Origin of the sequence: Bradyrhizobium genosp. L (assembly GCF_015624485.1) — a bacterium.
Lineage (GTDB): Bacteria > Pseudomonadota > Alphaproteobacteria > Rhizobiales > Xanthobacteraceae > Bradyrhizobium.
The window spans coordinates 5,174,303-5,194,291 of sequence record NZ_CP061378.1 but is presented as its reverse complement, the minus strand read 5'-3'; the positions used below and the strand labels follow the sequence as shown (position 1 = coordinate 5,194,291).

Below are 19,989 nucleotides of genomic sequence, written 5' to 3'. Positions count from 1 at the left end.
CTGAAGACCGCTCTTAGGTGATCGCGATAGCGTCCTCAAGCGTCTTGGCCGTCGCCAAGGTCAGCCGGCTTGCAGCAGCGGTCTCACAAACCGTTCCAGGTTCGGTCCTGCGAACAGATGGCCCTTCAGGCCGGCGGCCCTGGCGGCCTCGAGATCGGTCGGCTGGTCGCCAACCAGAAAGCTGCGTTCGACATCGACCGGAAAACGTTGCAGGAGGTCATTGATCATGCCGGGTGCCGGCTTGCGGCGAGGACTGATTTGCCGATACCGCTCCACGATTCCATCGGGATGGAATGGGCAATATTCGAAGGCGTCGATATGCGCGCCGATCCCGGCAAGCTCGGCCGCCATCCAGTTGTGCAACAGTTCGACGTGAACTTCCTTGTAGAGGCCCCTTGCGATGCCGGACTGGTTGGTTACGACGAAGGCGAAATAGCCCATGTCGTTGACGGCCTTCACCGCCTCGCGGGCGCCGTCGATCCAGACCAGTCTGTGCGTCTCGAAGAGATAGCCGATGTCGTGGTTGAGGACGCCGTCGCGATCGAAGAAAACCGCCGGTCGCTTTGCTCGATCAGGGGAAAGGGCATTCATCGGATGGTGGTGCGTTGGCTCGAGCGGAGACGTTTTCGCGCATTCAATTGCACGACGCGGTGCAGTCGCGCAACCCACGGCAGCGCGAGGCCATGCGAACTGGCCCCTAACGCAGCGGGTTTGGCTGTGCTAGATTTTGGACCGGCAATGCGGTCTTGAGACGGGCACGAGTTTGTGGAATGACGAATTTCTCGTTGGCCGATGATGGTCGCGCGTTGAGGACCAGGCTCAGTGCTGCCGTTGCCGTGTTGTTCGCCCTCTACTTCCCGCTCGCCGCGTGGATCAACCACAACTTTGTCGACCCGATTCCGAAGGGGAAGATTGTCGTCCAGCTGATCAAGCCTTTCGAGGTCTATCAGTGCGCGGCCGTCAGCCATCAGCCCGTGCTGAGCAAGCTTGCGAAGTGGGCCGATGACGACAGCGTCGAGAAACAGCAATCGCCGATCATGATCTACGAGGATGGCATTGCGATCGGGCTCGGCCACAGCACGTTCGCGGACGTCGCCCGGCTGGGCGGGGGGCGATTTGCGCACTGGCAAAGAAGCGGCCTGGTTTTCTCGGCCAGCGACTGCAGCAATCCCAACACCAACGGCCGGAACTATTGGGCGGTTCTGCCCAATGAGCAACAGGATCACCCTTGATCGGCTGAATAGGGCCTAGCGCTCGTCCGCGATCACCTTGCCGTCGTTCGGAAGCGTGCCGGCGCCGACCATTTCCACTTTGCCGCCGAGTTTCGTGATGGCGCGCAGCGATGCCGCGACCTCGGCCTGCAGGGCGTCGGCAGCCGAGGCGCATTCCGCCCTCAAGATCATCACATCGGCCTCGTCGGCGCGCGTGACGACGAGACGCAGCCGTCCGAGCTCGGGATGCCGCTTGCCGATCTCAGCGACCTGCTCGGGGCGGACGAACATGCCCTTGACCTTGGTGGTCTGGTCGGCACGGCCCATCCAGCCCTTGATACGCATGTTGGTGCGGCCGCATGGGCTTGCCCCCGGCAGCGCCGCGGAGAGATCGCCGAGTGCGAGCCGGATCCACGGGTGATGCGGGTCGAGCGAGGTGACGACGATCTCGCCGACATCGCCCGGCGTGACCGGCTCTCCGGTGCCGGGCTTGACGATCTCCATGATTAGCTCCTCGTTGACCGTCATGCCGTCGCGCGCCGCCGTCTCGAACGCGATCATGCCGAGGTCGGCGGTACCATAGGCCTGGTAGGCATCGATGCCGCGCGCCTTGATCTCCTCTTGCAGCGATTTCGGGAACGCGGCGCCGGATACCAACGCGCGCTTGATCGAGGACACGTCGCGGCCGGCGGCGGCCGCGGCGTCGAGCAGGATCTTCAAAAAGTCCGGCGTGCCGCTGTAGCCGATCGGGCGATAGGCCTCGATCAGCTCGAACTGCTGCTCGGTGTTGCCGGGACCCGCCGGGATCACCGCACAGCCGAGCGCGCGCGCGGAGCTGTCGAAGATGAAGCCGCCGGGGGTGAGGTGATAACTGAAGGTGTTGAGCACGATGTCATCCGGGCGAAAGCCCGCCGCGAACAGCGCCCGGGCGCCGCGCCAGGGATCGGGCTGGCGGCCCTCGGGCTCGAAGATCGGCCCCGGCGAGGTGAACAGGCGGGCGAATGCGCCAGGTTTTTCCGCCACAAAGCCGCCGAACGGCGGGGCTGCCTTGTGCAGGGCCGGGAGTTCCGATTTGCGCAGCACCGGAAGGCGCGCCAGCGCGTCGCGGCTGGTGATGGCGGCCGGATCGACGCCACGGAGCAGGTTGGCATAGGCCGGCGCGGCCATCGCGTGGCGCAGCACCTGCGGCAGCCGGGCGAACAGGGTGGCCTCGCGCTCGGCCGGCGCGCGCGTTTCAAGGGCGTCGTAATGGTCGGTCATGGCGGATCCTTGGGGAGATTTCTGCGCAGGTTGCGCGCCGGCGCGCGCGTGCTATCAGACGGCGATCGCGGGCGTTGGAACGGTTACAGGGAAGACGATGGCCGAGGCAGGGAACGTTGCAGCTGACGATGCGGCCGATGTCGTCGCGAGATTGAAGCGCGGTATCATCGAGCGGGCGTTGCCGCTGTGGTCGACGGTCGGCTGGGACGATACGGCCGGTGGCTTCATCGAACGGCTGCATCAGGACGGCAGCGCCGATCGCGCCGCGCCGCGCCGCGTGATGGTGCAGGCGCGCCAAATCTATTGCTACGCCAAGGCGGCGCAGCTCGGCTGGTACCCGGACGGCCGCGCGATCGCGCTGAAGGGGCTGGAGGACCTGCTCGCCAAGGCCAAGGCGCCGGACGGACGCCCGGGCTTCGTCTACAGCCTGACGCCTGATGGTGCCGTGCTCGATCCCTTGCGCGACACCTATGGCCATGCTTTCGTGCTGCTGGCGCTGGCGACCGTCTACGGCCTCGACCAGGACGCCCAGATCCGCGCCGAGATCGACGCGCTGCTGGCGTTCCTCGACACCCAGCTGCGCTCGCCGCATGGCGGCTTCCAGGAAGGCCTGCCGCCGTCGATGCCGCGCCGGCAGAATCCGCAGATGCATCTGTTCGAGGCGATGATCGCCTGCTTCGATGCGACGCATGATTTGTCGTTCCAGAACCGCGCCGGCGAGTTCTTCGCGCTGTTCCTCGCCAGCCTCTACGACAAGCAGACCCGCGTGCTCGGCGAATATTTCGAGGAGGACTGGTCGAAGATACCGCCGGTGAGCGTCGAGCCCGGCCACCTTGCGGAGTGGGTCTGGCTCCTGAAGGGGTTTGAGCGCATCACCGGCTGCCCGACCGGGCGCCATCGCGGAGAACTGCTGGCGTCTGCGCTGCGCTATCGCGACGCGGCCACCGGCTGCCTGGTCGACGAGGGCACCGCCGAGGGCGGCATCCGCCGCGACAGCCGGCGGCTGTGGCCGCAGACCGAGCTGGCGAAGGCGTGGATCGCCCAGGCCGAGTCGGGCGAGAACGGTGCTGCGGACGAGGCGCGTGCGGCGCTGCTGCTGCTCGAGCGGCAATATCTCAACCATCAGGTGGCGGGCGGCTGGTACGACCAGTTCGACCGCAACGGCAATTCGCTGATCGCCACGATTCCGGCGTCGTCGTTCTATCACGTGCTGTGCGCCGTCACCGAAGCGGAGCAGGTGCTCGGCTGAACGCACGATCCTGGTTGGACGCATCGTCACGCGAACCGCTCCTCAACTCTCACAGCCAGCGCTTGCGCCGCTTAAAGCTCTTCAGGTTCTTGAAGCTCTTGCGCTGGTCGCCGGCGCCGCCGAGGTAGAATTCCTTGACGTCCTCGTTGTCGCGCAGCTCGTCCGCGGAGCCGTCGAGCACCACCTTGCCCTGTTCCATGATGTAGCCGTGGCTCGCGACCGACAGCGCGGCGCGCGCATTCTGCTCGACCAGCAGGATCGTGACGCCGAGGTCGCGGTTGATCTCCTTGATGATCGCGAACACTTCCTTCACCAGCAGCGGCGACAGGCCCATCGACGGCTCGTCCATCAGGATCATCTTCGGGCGCGCCATCAGCGCGCGGCCGATCGCGAGCATCTGCTGCTCGCCGCCGGAGAGATAGCCGGCAAGGCCGGTGCGCTCCTTCAGCCGCGGGAAATATTTGAAGACCATGTCGATGTCGCTTGAGACCTCGTTGTCGCGGCGGGTGAAGGCGCCGAGCCGCAGGTTCTCCAGCGAGGTCATGTCGGCGACGATGCGGCGGCCCTCCATCACCTGGAAGATACCGCGACGGACGATCTTGTCGGGATCGATGCCGTTGATGCGCTGGCCTTCGAACAGGATCTCGCCGCGGGTGACTTCGCCGTCCTCGGTCTTGAGCAGGCCGGAGATCGCCTTCAGCGTGGTCGACTTGCCGGCGCCGTTGGCGCCGAGCAGCGCGACGATCGCGCCCTTCGGCACTTCGAGGCTCAGTCCGCGCAGCACCAGGATGACGTCGTCATAGACCACCTCGATGTTGTTCACGCTGAGCAATTGCGTCGTGACCATCTCGGGGCGCGCGTGCGGTTCAGATGCGGAGACTTGCACGGGTAACGTCCTTCCGTTGCCGGGGCGATTCACTTGAAATGTTTTGAAATGCGCCGCGTGCAGGCGCGGCGTGGCTTTGCATCACCGGCCGTCCAACCTTGGCAAAATTTAACGCTGCGGATCGCGCTCGGCGGCGGCGGCGGTCGAACGTCCAGCCAATGCCGGACGACACAGGTTCGGTGCGATGCGGCGGTGACCTCGGAGCCTTGAGATGACGACCTACACCTTCCAGTCGATCGACGTTCCGGCAGCGGCCGGCACCTACACCTATGTTGGCGTCAGCGGAGTCGACGCATCCGGCGATGCGGTCGGTTATTACGGCTACACCGACGGTGACGATGACTCGTATTTCCACGGCTTCACCGCAGCGCGCGGCAGCTCGGTCGGTACCACGTTCGATCCTCCGGGATCGAGCAACACCAACGGCGTCTACATTACCGCCGGCGGCGTGATCTACGGCGATTATGTCGATCAATACAATCGGCAGGACGGCTTCATCGACAACAATGGCAGCGTGACGCAGTACAATTTCGCGCCGAATGAATACACCGTCATTTCGTATCTCGACGATTCCGGCAACATGCTCGGCAGTTTCTATGGCGGTTACGGAGGGGTCGCGAGCTTCGCCGTGATCAACAATGTGTATTCCCTCGTCGATGTCAGCGGATCGAGCGCGACATCGGCCTCCGCCATGAACGCCTCCGGCGAGATCGTCGGCTCCTACTCCGGCGCCGACTACTACAATCACGGCTTCATCATGCAGAACGGCGTCACCACCACGGTCGACGGGCCGGGCGCCTACACGAGCAGCCTGATCGGGATCAGCGACGCCGGCATGGCGGTCGGCAACTACACCGACCCTTCCTCGCAGAGCCACGGCTATGTCTACTACAGCAACGGTGGCATCAGCCCGTTCGATGTCCCAGGCTCGAGCTACACCGAGATTACCGCGATCAACCCGTCCGGCGAGATCGTCGGAAACTACCTCGACGGCTCCGGACATCTTCACGGCTTCACGGACATCGACGGCGTCCTCGCGACGGTCGACGTGCCCGGTGCGACCGACACCGGCATCGGCGGCGTCACGGGCTCCGGCGAGATATTCGGGTACTACGACGATAGCCAAGGGCATCAGCACGGCTTCACCGGAACGGCCTTTGTGCCGCCGCCACCACCGCCTCCGCCGCCTGCACCGCCCGTGGATTTGCTGGTGCCCTCGGATTTCAACAGCGACGGTCAGGACGACGTCCTGTGGCGCAACGACGACGGCACCATGTCGGTGTGGAACAGCGGCAGCATCAACAGCGCGCACTGGATCGCCAACCCCGGCGTCGTGCAGAGCTCGGAGCACGTGGTCGGCATCGGCGATTTCGACGGCAATGGCACCAGCGATATCCTCTGGCAGGATGACGACGGCGCGGTCTTCGTCTGGAATGCCGGTCAGTCCGGCAGCACGCAAACGCTTGCCGCGGCCGGCGTCGTGCCGGACAGCTGGAAGGTCGTCGGCACCGGCGATTTCGACGGCAACGGCAAGGACGACATTCTCTGGCAGAACACCGACGGTACGGTCTCCATCTGGGATAACGGCAACATCAACAGCGCACACTGGATCTCCAATCCGGGCCAGGTGGCGTCGAGCTGGCACATCGTCGGCACCGGCGACTTCGACGGCAACGGCAAGGACGACATCCTGTGGCAGAACGACAATGGCTCGGTGTCGATCTGGGATAACGGCAACATCAACAGTGCGCACCTGATCGCCAATCCCGGCGAGGTGCCATCGAGCTGGCATATCGTCGGCGTCGGTGACTTCGACGGCAACGGCAAGGACGACATTCTCTGGCAGAACGACAACGGCGCGGTTTCGATCTGGGACAACGGCAATATCAACGCCGCCCACTGGGTCGCCAGCCAGGGAACGGTGACGAGTTCCCAGTACATCGTCGGTATCGGCGACTATGACGGCAACGGCCACGACGATATCCTCTTGCAAGACAGCAGCAACGGCACGCTCACGATCTGGGATGGTGCCCAGCCCACCACCGCCCATACTGCCGCCGCCGCGGGTGTCGTCCCCGACAGCTGGCATATCGTGTGAGCGAAGCGCGCCGCGAGCGGCGTGCTTGTTTACTTTCCGTCACCGGGCCCACGGGCCCGGTGACCATATTCGCGCGTCAGCGAATTGCTGGCTCACCAGCCGAACCATTCCGGCTTGCGCGGCAGGTCGACGGTCTTCACCTTCTCGAGCTTGATCGTGCCCTTGCCCATCAGGTCGTTGATGTCGCCGTCGGTCGCACCTGAGATCTTGGAGCGGTAGAGGTCGACCTTGGTGGTCGGGCGGTGATCCTTCTCGGTCCAGGTCGAGGGATTGCAGACGCCCTCCATTCCGGCCGGCACCCAGTCCTTCTTCTGGTAGAAGCCCTTGGCGACGTTCTCGCCGGTGGCGCCGCCGTTCTTGGCGGCCCAGTCGAGCGCTTCCTTGAGGTAGAGCGCGCTGCAGACAGCGGCGATGTAGTGCACCGGGCGATAGATCTTGCCCGACGGGTCCGACATCTTCGAGATCTCCATCACCGTCTTCATGCCGGGTGCATTGCCGCCCCAGCCGACTGCCGTGCGCAGCGGGAAGATCACGCCATCGGCGGCATCGCCCGCGGTCTTGGCAGCGTTCTCGTCCATGCCCCAGACGTTGGAGAGGAACTGGACGTCGACGCCGGCGGTCTTGCAGGCCTTCATGACCGAGATGTTGGAGGCCGCGGTGTTGCCGAGATAGGCGTAGTTGGCGCCGGAGCTCTTCAGGCTGAGGCACTGCGCCGAATAGTCGCCGGGCGACAGCGCGAACACCAGTGGCGGCAGCACCTCGAAGCCGAGCTCGGTGGCGAGCGCTTCGCCGGCGGCCTTCGGCGCGTTCGGATAGGGGTGGTTGGCGCCCATATGGACGAATTTCGGCTTGCCGGGCTTGCCTTTGGCCTTCCAGTCTTCGGCGGCCCAGGTCAATTCGGCGCGCAGTGCATCGGAGTAGCTCGGGCCGTAGAAGAAATTATACGGCGCGGGCTTGGCCTTGCCGCTGGTGCCCTCGGGATCGGTCAAGGCAGCGGCATAGGAGCCGGAGATGTCGGGGATCTTGTCCTGCGCGAGGAAGCCGGTCAGCGCCTCGGTATCCGCGGTGCCCCAACCCATGATCGCCGCGACCTTGCCGTCGGGCGCCGACCATTTCTTGTACAGCGCGATCGCGCGCGGCACCTGATAGCCATAATCGGTGCTGTCGACGTTGAGCTGCTTGCCGCCGACGCCGCCGTTCTTGTTGACCCAGGCGAGGGTGTCGGCGACGCCTTGGCCGTAGGGCGTGCCGACGTCGGACGTGCCGCCGGAGAGGTCCTCCAGATGCCCGATCGCGATCTGGGCCTGCGCGGCGGTGGCCGCGCCGCCGATCAGCAGCGCGAGGGAGACCGAGCTCAAAAGGGATCTAATCGTCATCTTGTTTCCTCCTTGCTTATTCGTTGAACCGAATTTGTAGTGTGTTTCGTGCCTGCCTCAATGCGAGAACGGGTAGAGCTTCCAATAGGCCTTGATCTGGCGCCAGCGATGCGCGAGGCCATCAGGCTCGAACATCAGGAAGCCAATGATGATCAGGCCGATCGCGATCTCGCGCAGGAAGGTGATGTTGTTGTTGAGCTGCAGCGCCTTGTCGATCGCGCCGCCCTTCAGTGCGGCGCTCAGCCATTCCATCGATTCCGGCAGCAGCACCACGAACGCGGTCCCCATCAAAGTGCCCATGACGGAGCCGGTGCCGCCGATGATCACCATCGCGAGGAACAGCACCGAGCGCTCGATGCCGAAACCTTCCTGCGAGACCACGAGCTGGTAGTGCGCGTAGAGCGCGCCGGCGATGCCGGCGAAGAAGGCGGCAAGCCCGAACGACAGCGTCCGGTATTTCGTCAGGTTGATGCCCATGATCTCGGCGGACAGATAATGGTCGCGGATCGCGACCAGCGCGCGGCCGTCGCGCGTGCGCATCAAATTGGTGACGAGCAGGTAGCAGATCACGACATAGGCGAGCACGACGTAGAAATACTGCCTATCGCCGCGGAAAGTATAACCGAAGATCGAGAACGGGTTGGCGCTGGCTGGCACCGAGCCGCCGGAGAACCATTCGGCGCGCGAGAAGAAGTCGAGCAGGATGTATTGCGCGGCGAGCGTCGCGATCACCAGGTAGAGCCCCTTCAGCCGCGCCGCCGGAACGCCGAACACCAGCCCGACCAGCGCCGTGATCAGGCCGGCGAGGGGGATCGCGAAGAACACCGGGATCGGCGCGTTGTTGGAGATGTAGGCCGAAGTGAAGGCGCCGAGCAGGAAGAACGCGGCATGGCCGATCGAGATCTGGCCGGTGAATCCGACCAGGATGTTGAGGCCGAGCGCCGCGATCGCGAAGATGCCGATCTGGATTGCGATCGAGAGCCCGTAATTGGAGAGCAGCATCGGCGCAAAGCAGGCGAGCGCGATGCCGACAATCGCGAAATTGCGGCTGGTCGTGGTCGGGAAGATCGTGGTGTCGGCCGCGTAGGAGGTGCGGAAGTCGCCCGACGGAATGAGAGTGCTTGTTGCCATCGATCAGATCCGCTCGATATCCTTGGTGCCGAACAGGCCATAGGGCTTGATCATCAGGATGATGATCAGGACGTAGAACGGCGCGATCTCGTAGAGATTGCCCCAATGCAGATACTCGCTGTCGACATATTGGGCGACGTTCTCCAGGAGGCCGATGATGATGCCGCCGAGCACGGCGCCGCCGACCGAATCGAGCCCGCCGAGGATGGCGGCGGGAAACACCTTGATTCCGTAGGCGGAGAGGCCCGACGACACGCCGTTGACCACGGCGACGACGACGCCGGCGACCGCCGAGACGGTGGCCGAGATCGCCCAGGCCATCGCGAACACGCTCTTGACGGAGATGCCGAGCGACTGCGCGACCTGCTGGTTGAACGCGGTGGCACGCATCGCAAGGCCATATTTGGAAGCCCGGAAGAACCAGGCCATGCCGACCATCATGGCGAGCGAGACCACGAGGCTCATGACATAGACGGTCTGGATCTGCAGCCCGAACAGATGGATCGCCTGGCTCTCGAACACGCGCGGAAACGGCTGCGGGTTGACGCCGAAGATCCACTTCAGCGCGGCCTGGAATACGGTCGAGAGGCCGATCGTCACCATGATGACGGAGATGATCGGTTCGCCGATCATCGGCCGCAGGATCACGACCTGGATCGCGATGCCGAAGACGAACATGAAGACGAGTGTGATCGGCATCCCGATCCAGAACGGCAGTTGGTACTTCGTCAACAGCGCCCAGCACACCCAGGCGCCGACCAGCAGCAACTCGCCCTGCGCGAAGTTGACCACCTGGGTCGCCTTGTAGATCAGCACAAACGACATCGCGACCACGCCATAGAGCGTGCCGACCACGAGGCCGTTGACGATGAGCTGGATCAGGAATGCGGTGTTCATGAGGTGCTGCCAGGTGTGCCATTCGTCATCGCCGGGCTTGACCCGGCGATCCATCGCGCAAGAAAGGCATTTTCGCGAACGGGATGGATGCCCGGGTCAAGCCCGGGCATGACGACGGAATATGCCGCGGTTGCGCTCATTCCGCAGCCTCCGCGGTGACGGCACGGCCGAGATCCACCACCTGCAAGGTCGTTCGCACCCGCTGCGTGGTGCCGTCCTGGAAGCGGATCACGGTGTCGACGGGGATGTTGGCTTTGCCGCGATAGATCGCTTCGATGATTTCGGCGTATTTCTCGTTGATGACGCCGCGGCGGACTTTTCTGGTCCGGGTCAGCTCGCCGTCGTCGGCGTCGAGTTCCTTGTAGAGGAGGAGGAAGCGCGAGATGCGTTGTGCCGGCGGCAAGGTGGCGTTGACGGTCTCGACCTCCTGCTTCAGCAGCGCGTAGACTTCGGGGCGCGAGGAGAGGTCGGTGTAGGTCGTGAACGAGATCCGGCTCTTCTCCGCCCATTTCGAGATGATCGAGTAGCGGATGCAGATCATGGCGGCGAGCGCATCGCGGCCGGCGCCGAGCACCACGGCCTCGGCGACATAGGGCGAGAATTTTAGCTTGTTCTCGATATATTGCGGCGAGAAGCGCTCGCCACGCGCGGTCTCGGCGAGATCCTTGATGCGGTCGATCACGACCAGCTGCTTGTTGTCGTTGTAATAGCCGGCATCGCCGGAATGCATCCAGCCGTCCTTGATGTCGGCGACCGACGCCTCGGGATTCTTGTAATAGCCGAGGAACATGTTGGGGTGGCGCACCACGATCTCGCCGACGCCATTGACGTCGGGGTTATCGACCCGGATCTCGATGCTGTCGTCCATCGGGATGCCGGTGGTATCAGGGTCGACCTTGCCTTCGGGGTGCAGTGTGTAGGCGCCGAGCAGCTCGGTCTGGCCGTAGAGCGTGCGCAGCGGCACACCCATCGCCTGGAAGAACTTGAAGGTCTCAGGGCCAAGCGCCGCGCCGCCGGTCGCCGCCGAGCGCAGCCGCGTAAATCCGAGCCGGTCGCGCAGCGCGCGGAACAGCAGCTGGTCGGCGAACAGCGAGCGCTTGCCGCCGGCGAGCGCGGCCAGTCCGGTCTTCATGCCGAGGTCGTAGAGCCGCTGCTTGAGTGGCGAGGCATCCATCACCCCGGCGCGGACGTCGGCGGCGATCGATTCCCACACTCTGGGAGCAAACAGAACGAAGGTCGGCGCGATCTCGCGGAAATCGTTCATCATGGTGTCGGGCTCTTCGACGAAGTTGACCTTCATCCGGCAGAGCAGTCCTTTGCCGAGCGCGTAGACCTGTTCCATGATCCAGGGCAGCGGCAGCACCGAGACGTATTCGTCGTCCGGCCCCTTTGGGTCGAAGGCGAGATAGGTCGCGCAATGCCGCAGCACGCGCCCCGCCGCGAGCATCGCAAGTTTCGGATTGGCCGTGGTGCCCGACGTCGTGCAGAGGATCGCGACGTCCTCGCCCTTGGTCGCATCGACCAGGCTGTCGTAGAGTCCTGGCTCGCGCGCCGCACGTTCGCGGCCGAGTGCGACGAGCTTGCTCGCTTCCATCAGCCGCGGATCATCGTATTTCCGCATGCCGCGCGGATCGGAATAGACGATGTGCGCCAGATGCGGCACGCGATCGGCAAGCGTCAGCAGCTTGTCGACCTGCTCCTCGTCCTCCGCGAACACCAGCCGGGCTTCGCCGTAATTGAGCAGATAGGCCGCTTCCTCGTCGAGCACGTCGCGGTAGAGGCCGAGACTCATGCCGCCGATCGCATGCGCCGCGATCTCGGCGGCGACCCAGTCCGGCCGGTTGTCACCGATGATGCCGATCACGTCGCCGCGGCCGAGCCCGAGCGCGACCATGCCGAGCGCGAAATCATGCACGCGGGTCTGGTAGTCATTCCAGGAGAACTCGCGCCACAGCCCGAGATCCTTTTCACGCAACGCGATCTCGCTGCCGTGCTGCTTCGCGTTGAGGCGCAGCAGCTTCGGATAGGTGTCGGCCTGCGCGGCGCGTCCGGCATAGTCCATCATGCGGCGCTCTCCGTCACCGCAGGCTTGTCGTCGGGGTCGACCAGCACCTCGTCCTCTTCGCCGAGATAGGCGCGCTTGACGTGGGGATCGGCGAGCACGGATGCCGGATCGCCCTCGGCGATCTTGCGGCCGAAATCCAGCACCATGACGCGGTGGGAGATGTCCATCACGACGCCCATGTCGTGCTCGATCATCATCACCGTCATGCCGAACTCTTCGTTGAGGTCGACGATGTAGCGCGCCATGTCCTCCTTCTCTTCGAAGTTCATGCCGGCCATCGGCTCGTCGAGCAGGATCAGCTGCGGCTCCAGCGCCATGGCGCGGGCGAGCTCGACGCGCTTGCGCAGGCCGTAGGGCAGGGTGCCGGCGGTCGCCTTGCGCACCGATTGCAGGTCGAGGAAGTCGATGATCTCCTCGACCTTGCGGCGATGCTCGAGCTCCTCGCGGCGCGCGCCGGTCAGCCAGTACAGCGATCCCGTGATGAAGTTGTTCTTCAGCAGGTGATGGCGGCCGACCATGATGTTGTCGAGCACGCTCATATGGTGGAACAGCGCCAGATTCTGGAAGGTGCGGCCGATGCCGAGCCGCGGTCGCGCATTGGGGTTGAGGCCGGTGATGTCCTTGCCGCGATAGAACAGCTGGCCTTCGGTTGGCCGGTAGCGGCCGGAGATGCAGTTGACGATCGAGGTCTTGCCGGCGCCGTTGGGGCCGATGATCGAGAACAGCTCGCCCTCGTTGACGCCGAAGCTCACCTCGGTCAGCGCGCGGACGCCGCCGAAGCGCAATGAGACTCCGCGCACCTCGAGACTATAGCCCACCCTGTTCCCTCCAGATCAGGCGCTTGGCGCGCTCTTGATCTTCATTCCAAAGACCAATTCGATCTTGCTTCGACCTTACATGGGCCGCTGTGGGGTGACCATCCGACTAACGAGGCCGCGGAGAGACCACCGACCTCATGCGCGGTAACGCCGCACCCGACTGCAAACCCAGTCTCGCATCATCAGCCGTCGGCAATCCACAAGGGGTTGCGCGCGGCGTGACGCGAGGTGGCTCTCCATACGGGAAAGCGATAGGCTGGATTGTCATGTGCCCGACAATTGGTCAGGAAATTTTGCTGGCATTCCAGGCCTCGGGGTTCTGATCGGCGCCGTGCTGTTGCGGTGCAATATTGGCTGGGGTGGAGTGCCGTCGCTCGCATGATTGCTGCTGATTACCTGAAGCGCATCGCGGCCTGGTCGCGCGAGCTGACCGAGCAGGAGATCGAGATCGCGCGTGCCGGCATCTCCGAGAAATCCTACCGTGCCAACGAATTCATCTTCGCGCGCGGCGACAATTTCCAGTACTGGACCGGCATCGTCACCGGGCTGGCGCGGATGGGCATCGTCTCGCGCGGCGGCAAGGCCGCGAGTTTTGCCGGTCTCACCGCCGGTGCCTGGTTCGGTGAGGGCACCGTGCTCAAGAACGAGCTCCGCCGCTACGACGTCGTCGCGCTCCGAGACACGCGGCTCGCGCTGATGGACCGCCGGACCTTCGTCTGGCTGTTCGAGAACAGCGTCGGCTTCAACCGCTTCCTGGTCGGCCAGCTCAACGAGCGGCTCGGCCAGTTCATCGCTCTGCTCGAATATGGCCGCACGCTGGATGCGACCGCGCGGCTGGCGCGCTCGATCGCCTCGCTGTTCAATCCGATCCTCTATCCGGACCTGACGCGGCATCTGGAGATCACCCAGGAGGAGATCGGCGCGCTGTCGGGGATCTCACGGCAGAACGCCAACCAGTGCCTGAAGCGGCTGGAGCGGGAGGGGCTGCTCCGGCTCGAATATGGCGGGGTGACCATCATCGAGCTGGAGCGGCTCCGCCACTACGGCGAATGAGCCGGGCCGGAGCTCCCGAGGGGGCGCTTTTGCGAGCCCAAAAGCCCCTGTTCCGGACCGCCGGGACATTAGACTTGAGCCGGGTCGGATGCTACAGACCGGCCCGGTTTGGACCGCGCGCTTCGTGCGCCCTCTGGAGACGATATGGCAGTTCAGGATTCCAAGCGGCGCGTGGCGCTGATCACTGGTGTCACCGGGCAGGACGGCGCGTATCTGGCCGAATATCTGCTCGGCCTCGGCTACACCGTGCATGGCATCAAGCGCCGGTCGTCCTCGTTCAACACCCAGCGCGTCGATCACCTCTACAAGGACCCGCATGTCGGCAACGTGCCGTTCCTGATGCACTACGGCGACATGACCGACTCGACCAATCTGATCCGGCTGATGCAGCAGATCCGGCCGACCGAGGTGTACAACCTGGCCGCCCAGAGCCACGTCGCGGTCTCCTTCGAGAGCCCGGAATACACCGCCAATGCCGACGCGGTGGGCGTGCTGCGCATGCTGGAGGCGATCCGCATCCTCGGCATGGAGAAGGAGACCCGGTTCTACCAGGCCTCCACGTCGGAGCTCTACGGCCTGGTGCAGGAAGTGCCGCAGAAGGAGACCACGCCGTTCTATCCGCGCTCGCCCTATGGCGTCGCGAAACTCTACGGCTACTGGATCACGGTGAACTACCGTGAGGCCTACGGCATGTTCGCCTGCAACGGCATCCTGTTCAATCACGAGAGCCCGATCCGCGGCGAGACCTTCGTGACGCGCAAGATCACCCGCGGCGTCGCCCGCATCGAGACCGGGCTGGAGCAGACCATCTTCCTCGGCAATCTCGAGGCCAAGCGCGACTGGGGCCATGCCCGCGACTATGTCGAGGGCATGCACATGATCCTGCAGGCCGACACCCCCGACGACTTCGTGCTGTCGACCGGCGAGACCCGCTCGGTGCGCGAATTCGTCGAGCTCGCCTTCGGCGAGGTCGGCCGCAGCATCGAGTGGCGCGGCAAGGGTGTCGACGAGATCGGCGTCGACAAGGCCTCGGGCCAGACGCTGGTCAAGATCGATCCGACCTATTTCCGCCCGACCGAGGTCGATCTTTTGATCGGCGACGCCAGCAAGGCGCACGCCAAGCTTGGATGGAAGCCGAAGACCCCGTTCGCGCAGCTGGTGAAGGAAATGGTCGCCGGCGATCTCGCCGAAGCCAGACAGGACGCCGCCAATGGCAAGCACTCCGTATGAACTGAAGGGCAAGACGGTCTTCGTCGCCGGCCATCGCGGCATGGTCGGCTCGGCGCTGGTGCGCCGGCTGGGAAGCGAAGGCGTGCAGCTACAGACACTGTCGCGCAGCGAGGCCGATCTGCGCGATCAGGCCGCGGTCAATGCGTGGTTCGCAGCGAAGCGGCCGCAGGCGGTGTTCCTCGCCGCGGCAAAGGTCGGCGGCATCGTCGCCAACAACACGCTGCGCGCCGAGTTTCTCTACGACAACCTCGCGATCTCGACCAACGTGATCCAGGCCGCCCATGCCAATGGGTGCGAGAAGCTGATGTTCTTCGGATCGTCCTGCATCTATCCGCGGCTGGCGCCGCAGCCGCTGCGCGAGGATTCGATGCTGACCGGCCCGCTGGAGCCGACCAACGAGCCCTATGCCATTGCCAAGATCGCCGGCATCAAGATGGCGGAGGCCTATCGCGCTCAATACGGCTCCGACTTCATCAGCGTGATGCCGACCAACCTCTACGGTCCCGGCGACAACTACCATCCCGAATACAGCCACGTCGTCGCCGCCCTGATCCGCCGCTTCCACGAGGCGAAGCTATCCAGCGCGAGCAATGTCGTGGTCTGGGGCACCGGCACGCCGCGCCGCGAATTCCTCTATGTCGACGATCTCGCCGACGCCTGCATCCATCTGATGAAGACCTATTCCTCGCCCGAACTGGTCAATATCGGCACCGGCGAGGACATCACGATCGCCGAGTTTGCCCGCGTAGTCGCCGCCGCCGTCGGCTATCGCGGCGAGATCGGTTTCGACACCTCGCGCCCCGATGGCACGCCGCGAAAATTGCTCGACGTCAGCCGTCTGGCCAAGCTCGGCTGGCATGTGGCGACGTCGCTGGAGGATGGCATCCGGCGCGCGTACCAGGCCTATCTGAACGAGACCAAGCAGGCGGCGGAGTAGGGTATCGCTCTTTCCAACGTCATTGCGAGGAGCGAAGCGACGAAGCAATCCATCGCGCCGCATATGTGGACAGATGGATTGCTTCGCTTCGCTCGCAATGACGGCTGTGGCGACTACCGCGCTCCCGCCCGCGGCGGACTGCTCGCCAGCGCAGTCGCCATCGCCGAGATCAGCGGCTTCATGAAGAAGGCACCATCCGCCGGAGCGATGTCCGTGCGCAGGCCATGGGCCTGCAACTCGTCCGAGACGACGGGCCCGACGGAAGCGATCGGGGTCTGCTTCAACCCCTCGCGCAGCTCCGCCTCGCAACCATGCGCCTTCGCCACGTCGATCAGCCGACGCACTTGGCCAGAACTGGTCAGCGCGATCGCATCGATCCGGCCCCGCGCCATCTCCTCGATCGCGGTGACGATATTGGCATCGGCGGCCTGCGCGTCATAGACATAGGGCAGCACGGTATCGACCTCTGCGCCCTGGGCCTTGATCGCGTTGATCAGCGCCGCATGGTCCTTGTCCGGATAGAGCTGAAGGCCGAGCCGATGTCCCTTCAGGTCGAGCTTTGAGAGCATCTCGATGACACCCTCGGACGTCGGCTTCTCCGTCGTCACCTGCGGCTCCAGCCCGATCTCGCGCAGCGCGCGGCCGGGCTTCGGCCCGCGGGCGAATTTGCGGGTCTGGGAGAGACTGCCGACGAATTCTGCCTCGAGGCTGAGCCGCCGCACCACCGCCATCAGGCGGCGCAGGCCTTCACCGGTCATCAGCACGAGGTCGTCGAGCGGCCGTTCGATGGCATGGCGGATCCAGGCCTCGATCGGCGCCGGATCCGGCGCATCGTGGATGGTGAACATCGGGCATTGCACGACGTCGGCACCCTGCTCGGTGAGCAGGCGGGAGAACTGCGCCTCCTCGCGCGTCTCCAGGATCAGGATGCGGTAGCCGTTCAGCCGGTCAGCCATGATGGTGCTCTAACAAACGTTGCCGTCATTGGTTCGATTTGAACACTCCGCAGGATTGGCGCAAGGGCGCGGGCGGTGATAGACGGGGGCCCGAAATCGCGATCCCGCGTTCCTGCTCAAGCTTTGGTCAACTCGCATGCCCGACCATCAATTCGTTCTGACCCTGTCCTGTCCGGATCGCCCGGGCATCGTCTCCGCGGTGTCGACTTTCCTGGCCCACAACGGGCAGAACATCCTGGATGCCCAGCAGTTCGACGACATCGAGACCGGCAAATTCTTCATGCGCGTGGTGTTCACCGCGGCCGACCTCGCGGTCGAACTCACGGCGCTGCAGACCGGCTTTGCCGCGATCGCCGAGCGCTTCGCCATGGATTGGCAGATGCGCGACCGCGCCAGCCGCCGCCGCGTGATGCTGCTGGTGTCGAAGTCCGACCACTGCCTGGTCGATATCCTCTACCGCTGGCGTACCGGCGAGCTCGAGATGATACCGACCGCCATCGTTTCCAACCATCCGCGCGAGGTCTACGGTTCGCTCGATTTCGGCGACATCCCGTTCCACCATCTGCCGGTGACCAGGGAGACCAAGCGCCAGCATGAAGATGCGGTGTGGAAGCTGGTGCAGGAGACGCAGACCGATCTCGTCGTGCTGGCGCGCTACATGCAGATCCTGTCGGACGAGATGTCGGCGCGGCTCAACGGCCGCTGCATCAACATCCATCACTCCTTCCTGCCGGGCTTCAAGGGCGCAAAACCCTATCACCAGGCACATGAGCGCGGCGTCAAGCTGATCGGCGCCACCGCGCATTACGTCACCAGCGATCTCGACGAGGGGCCGATCATCGACCAGGACGTCGAGCGGATTAGCCACCGCGACACGCCCGATGATCTCGTTCGCAAGGGCCGCGACATCGAGCGCCGCGTGCTGGCGCGCGCGATCCGCTACCATCTCGCCGACCGCGTCATCCTCAACGGCCGCAAGACCGTGGTGTTCGTCGATTAATGCACGGCGTCCTGTGATGTCGAAGCTGCGGGCTTGGCCGGATCGTCGCCACGCTCGGCGGCCGGCATCAGGCGCTTGCGTTCCCGTTCCTTCATGTACGCGTCGTATTCGGGCGTGCCCTGGCGCGGCGGCGCGTCCGAGGGCAGGCCGCCGGCCCAGGCAGGAATGGCGTCGGCCATGCCGCCCGCGAGCTTCTCGTTGATCGTGCCGCAGCCTCCCAGTGCGCAGGCTGTGAGCGCGAGGGCGGCGATAGCGCGGATATGGCGGGCGACGATCGGCATGGGCGAAGGGTACAGCCGTAACCTTTAACGATGATGGATTTAGGGCGCGACCGATCGGCTTCAATTGTGCTTCTTTGTTGACGGCCACGTTTGATTTGTACAATCGTACAAACGGCGCCGACCAATCTATTGCGGTATTTTGATACCAAATGTCGCGACGGGATTTGTCGCGTCGCGAGAGGCACACGCCCATCGTCCGATTGACAACCGGGCGTTGGAAGACGCCATGTCGCGTTGTGTTGCCGCGGCAAGCAATGCAAGCGAGCGGCAGACAGGGACCGGGGCAATCGGTTCGAGGCAGAAGACCGGAAGGGGGAGGGACGTTGATGTATAATCGTCGCAAAATGTTGCTGTGGGCCGCCACGACGGCCTCGCTCGCGGGCCTGTGTGCGATCGCGCCGGCGCGCGCGGAAGATACCGTGAAGATCGGCCTGATCCTGCCGATGACCGGCGGCCAGGCCTCGACCGGCAAGCAGATCGACAACGCCGTCAAGCTCTACATGCAGCAGAAGGGTGACACCGTCGCCGGCAAGAAGATCGAGGTCATCCTGAAGGACGACGCGGCAATTCCCGACAACACCAAGCGCCTCGCCCAGGAGCTGATCGTCAACGACAAGGTCAACTTCATCGCCGGCTTCGGCGTGACGCCCGCTGCGCTGGCGGCGGCGCCGCTGGCGACGCAGGCCAAGATTCCGGAAGTGGTGATGGCGGCCGGCACCTCGATCATCACCGAGCGCTCGCCCTATATCGTACGCACCAGCTTCACGCTGGCGCAATCCTCCACCATCATCGGCGACTGGGCGGTCAAGAACGGCATCAAGAAGGTGGCGACGCTGACCTCGGACTATGCGCCGGGCAATGACGCGCTGGCGTCCTTCAAGCAGCACTTCACCGCCGGCGGCGGCGAGATCGTCGAGGAGGTCAAGGTGCCCTTGGCCAATCCCGACTTCGCGCCGTTCCTGCAGCGCATGAAGGACGCCAAGCCGGACGCGATGTTCGTGTTCGTGCCGGCCGGGCAGGGCGGCAACTTCATGAAGCAATATGCCGAGCGCGGGCTCGACAAGAGCGGCATCAAGGTGATCGGGCCGGGCGACGTCATGGACGACGACCTGCTCAACAACATGGGCGATGCCGCGCTCGGCGCCGTCACCGCGCATCTCTATTCGGCAGCGCACCCCTCGCAGATGAACAAGGACTTCGTCGCCGCCTACAAGAAGGCGTTCGGCAACCGCCCGGGCTTCATGGCCGTCAGCGGCTATGACGGCATCCATTTGATCTATGAGGCGCTGAAGAAGACGGGCGGCGTGACGGACGGCGACAAGCTGATCGAGGCGATGAAGGGCATGAAGTGGGAAAGCCCGCGCGGCCCGATCTCGATCGACCCGGAAACCCGCGACATCGTCCAGAACATCTACATCCGCAAGGTCGAGAAGGTCGACGGTGAGCTCTACAATGTCGAGTTCCAGACCTTCGAGGCCGTCAAGGATTCCGGCAAGACAAAGAAATGATAGGCGAGGGCGCTCTCCCGGTCTGAGCTCCGC

General features: G+C 64.4%; 18 protein-coding genes. 8 read left to right on the top strand and 10 right to left on the bottom strand.

Annotation, left to right across the window (positions count from 1 at the left end):
- Positions 1-60 precede the first annotated feature (60 nt).
- A complete protein-coding gene (locus IC762_RS24795) occupies positions 61-591 on the bottom strand; it encodes an HAD family hydrolase (protein ID WP_195784829.1) in 531 nt (176 codons plus the stop codon).
- Positions 592-770: 179 nt separating this feature from the next.
- Here IC762_RS24795 and IC762_RS24790 point away from each other — a divergent pair, with 179 nt between their 5' ends.
- A complete protein-coding gene (locus IC762_RS24790; RefSeq protein WP_195784828.1) occupies positions 771-1,232 on the top strand; it encodes a hypothetical protein in 462 nt (153 codons plus the stop codon).
- Positions 1,233-1,247: 15 nt separating this feature from the next.
- On the opposite strand, the gene IC762_RS24785 is transcribed toward IC762_RS24790, so the two are convergent.
- On the bottom strand, positions 1,248-2,471 hold the full coding sequence (locus IC762_RS24785; RefSeq protein ID WP_195784827.1) for a phenylacetate--CoA ligase family protein: 1,224 nt from the start codon (positions 2,469-2,471) through the stop codon (positions 1,248-1,250).
- Positions 2,472-2,568: 97 nt separating this feature from the next.
- On the opposite strand from IC762_RS24785, the gene IC762_RS24780 reads away from it, so the two are divergent.
- Complete coding sequence (locus tag IC762_RS24780; RefSeq protein ID WP_195784826.1) at positions 2,569-3,720, top strand: AGE family epimerase/isomerase; 1,152 nt, start codon at positions 2,569-2,571, stop codon at positions 3,718-3,720.
- A 49-nt stretch (positions 3,721-3,769) separates the two neighbouring features.
- On the opposite strand, the gene IC762_RS24775 is transcribed toward IC762_RS24780, so the two are convergent.
- Positions 3,770-4,567 (bottom strand): ABC transporter ATP-binding protein, encoded by a 798-nt coding sequence (locus IC762_RS24775; protein ID WP_195790265.1) that lies wholly within the window; start codon positions 4,565-4,567, stop codon positions 3,770-3,772.
- Positions 4,568-4,817: 250 nt separating this feature from the next.
- Between IC762_RS24775 and IC762_RS24770 the strand changes: the two genes are divergently transcribed.
- The gene (locus IC762_RS24770; protein ID WP_195784825.1) at positions 4,818-6,704 is read left to right on the top strand and encodes an FG-GAP-like repeat-containing protein; all 1,887 of its coding nucleotides are present in this window, start codon (positions 4,818-4,820) and stop codon (positions 6,702-6,704) included.
- A 92-nt stretch (positions 6,705-6,796) separates the two neighbouring features.
- Here the strand turns inward: IC762_RS24770 and IC762_RS24765 are convergent, their stop codons facing one another.
- The 5 genes from IC762_RS24765 to IC762_RS24745 all read right to left on the bottom strand — a co-directional run bounded on the left by IC762_RS24765 (position 6,797) and on the right by IC762_RS24745 (position 12,991).
- Positions 6,797-8,080 (bottom strand): ABC transporter substrate-binding protein, encoded by a 1,284-nt coding sequence (locus IC762_RS24765; RefSeq protein ID WP_195784824.1) that lies wholly within the window; start codon positions 8,078-8,080, stop codon positions 6,797-6,799.
- A 57-nt stretch (positions 8,081-8,137) separates the two neighbouring features.
- Positions 8,138-9,211 (bottom strand): branched-chain amino acid ABC transporter permease, encoded by a 1,074-nt coding sequence (locus tag IC762_RS24760; RefSeq protein WP_195784823.1) that lies wholly within the window; start codon positions 9,209-9,211, stop codon positions 8,138-8,140.
- A gap of 3 nt (positions 9,212-9,214) precedes the next feature.
- Positions 9,215-10,108: a branched-chain amino acid ABC transporter permease gene (locus IC762_RS24755; protein ID WP_195784822.1), complete on the bottom strand. Its 894-nt coding sequence runs from the start codon at positions 10,106-10,108 to the stop codon at positions 9,215-9,217.
- 136 nt (positions 10,109-10,244) lie between these two features.
- Entirely contained in the window at positions 10,245-12,173 is a 1,929-nt protein-coding gene (locus tag IC762_RS24750; RefSeq protein ID WP_195784821.1) for a long-chain fatty acid--CoA ligase, read from the bottom strand.
- Entirely contained in the window at positions 12,170-12,991 is an 822-nt protein-coding gene (locus tag IC762_RS24745) for an ABC transporter ATP-binding protein (RefSeq protein WP_195784820.1), read from the bottom strand. Before IC762_RS24745 ends, IC762_RS24750 begins: the two co-directional genes overlap by 4 nt.
- A gap of 378 nt (positions 12,992-13,369) precedes the next feature.
- Here IC762_RS24745 and IC762_RS24740 point away from each other — a divergent pair, with 378 nt between their 5' ends.
- From IC762_RS24740 to fcl, 3 genes are all read left to right on the top strand, one after another.
- Positions 13,370-14,044, top strand: a complete 675-nt coding sequence (locus IC762_RS24740; protein ID WP_195784819.1) for a Crp/Fnr family transcriptional regulator — start codon at positions 13,370-13,372, stop codon at positions 14,042-14,044.
- 144 nt (positions 14,045-14,188) lie between these two features.
- Positions 14,189-15,274, top strand: coding sequence for a GDP-mannose 4,6-dehydratase (gmd, locus tag IC762_RS24735; protein WP_195784818.1), 1,086 nt, complete (start codon positions 14,189-14,191; stop codon positions 15,272-15,274).
- Positions 15,255-16,211: a GDP-L-fucose synthase gene (gene fcl, locus IC762_RS24730; RefSeq protein WP_283816277.1), complete on the top strand. Its 957-nt coding sequence runs from the start codon at positions 15,255-15,257 to the stop codon at positions 16,209-16,211. Before gmd ends, fcl begins: the two co-directional genes overlap by 20 nt.
- A 113-nt stretch (positions 16,212-16,324) precedes the next feature.
- Here the strand turns inward: fcl and IC762_RS24725 are convergent, their stop codons facing one another.
- Positions 16,325-17,167, bottom strand: coding sequence for a uroporphyrinogen-III synthase (locus tag IC762_RS24725; RefSeq protein ID WP_195784817.1), 843 nt, complete (start codon positions 17,165-17,167; stop codon positions 16,325-16,327).
- Positions 17,168-17,303: 136 nt separating this feature from the next.
- Here IC762_RS24725 and purU point away from each other — a divergent pair, with 136 nt between their 5' ends.
- Positions 17,304-18,167 (top strand): formyltetrahydrofolate deformylase, encoded by an 864-nt coding sequence (gene purU / locus IC762_RS24720; protein ID WP_195784816.1) that lies wholly within the window; start codon positions 17,304-17,306, stop codon positions 18,165-18,167.
- Here the strand turns inward: purU and IC762_RS24715 are convergent.
- Complete coding sequence (locus tag IC762_RS24715) at positions 18,164-18,448, bottom strand: hypothetical protein (RefSeq protein ID WP_195784815.1); 285 nt, start codon at positions 18,446-18,448, stop codon at positions 18,164-18,166. The two genes, purU and IC762_RS24715, sit on opposite strands and share 4 nt — an antisense overlap.
- A 326-nt stretch (positions 18,449-18,774) precedes the next feature.
- On the opposite strand from IC762_RS24715, the gene IC762_RS24710 reads away from it, so the two are divergent.
- Positions 18,775-19,956 carry an ABC transporter substrate-binding protein gene (locus tag IC762_RS24710; RefSeq protein WP_195784814.1) on the top strand — a complete coding sequence of 394 codons (1,182 nt, stop codon included), beginning with the start codon at positions 18,775-18,777 and terminating at the stop codon, positions 19,954-19,956.
- Positions 19,957-19,989: the final 33 nt, after the last annotated feature.

Bases quoted from the DNA above. Each gene is read 5' to 3' on its own strand.
- IC762_RS24795 (WP_195784829.1), bottom strand. From the start codon at position 591: ATGAATGCCCTTTCCCCTGATCGAGCAAAGCGACCGGCGGTTTTCTTC.
- IC762_RS24785 (WP_195784827.1), bottom strand. From the start codon at position 2,471: ATGACCGACCATTACGACGCCCTTGAAACGCGCGCGCCGGCCGAGCGC.
- IC762_RS24780 (WP_195784826.1), top strand. From the start codon at position 2,569: ATGGCCGAGGCAGGGAACGTTGCAGCTGACGATGCGGCCGATGTCGTC.
- IC762_RS24790 (WP_195784828.1), top strand. From the start codon at position 771: ATGACGAATTTCTCGTTGGCCGATGATGGTCGCGCGTTGAGGACCAGG.
- IC762_RS24765 (WP_195784824.1), bottom strand. From the start codon at position 8,080: ATGACGATTAGATCCCTTTTGAGCTCGGTCTCCCTCGCGCTGCTGATC.
- IC762_RS24770 (WP_195784825.1), top strand. From the start codon at position 4,818: ATGACGACCTACACCTTCCAGTCGATCGACGTTCCGGCAGCGGCCGGC.
- purU (WP_195784816.1), top strand. From the start codon at position 17,304: ATGCCCGACCATCAATTCGTTCTGACCCTGTCCTGTCCGGATCGCCCG.
- IC762_RS24750 (WP_195784821.1), bottom strand. From the start codon at position 12,173: ATGATGGACTATGCCGGACGCGCCGCGCAGGCCGACACCTATCCGAAG.
- IC762_RS24715 (WP_195784815.1), bottom strand. From the start codon at position 18,448: ATGCCGATCGTCGCCCGCCATATCCGCGCTATCGCCGCCCTCGCGCTC.
- IC762_RS24755 (WP_195784822.1), bottom strand. From the start codon at position 10,108: ATGAACACCGCATTCCTGATCCAGCTCATCGTCAACGGCCTCGTGGTC.
- IC762_RS24725 (WP_195784817.1), bottom strand. From the start codon at position 17,167: ATGGCTGACCGGCTGAACGGCTACCGCATCCTGATCCTGGAGACGCGC.
- IC762_RS24710 (WP_195784814.1), top strand. From the start codon at position 18,775: ATGTATAATCGTCGCAAAATGTTGCTGTGGGCCGCCACGACGGCCTCG.
- gmd (WP_195784818.1), top strand. From the start codon at position 14,189: ATGGCAGTTCAGGATTCCAAGCGGCGCGTGGCGCTGATCACTGGTGTC.
- IC762_RS24740 (WP_195784819.1), top strand. From the start codon at position 13,370: ATGATTGCTGCTGATTACCTGAAGCGCATCGCGGCCTGGTCGCGCGAG.
- IC762_RS24775 (WP_195790265.1), bottom strand. From the start codon at position 4,567: ATGGTCACGACGCAATTGCTCAGCGTGAACAACATCGAGGTGGTCTAT.
- fcl (WP_283816277.1), top strand. From the start codon at position 15,255: ATGGCAAGCACTCCGTATGAACTGAAGGGCAAGACGGTCTTCGTCGCC.
- IC762_RS24760 (WP_195784823.1), bottom strand. From the start codon at position 9,211: ATGGCAACAAGCACTCTCATTCCGTCGGGCGACTTCCGCACCTCCTAC.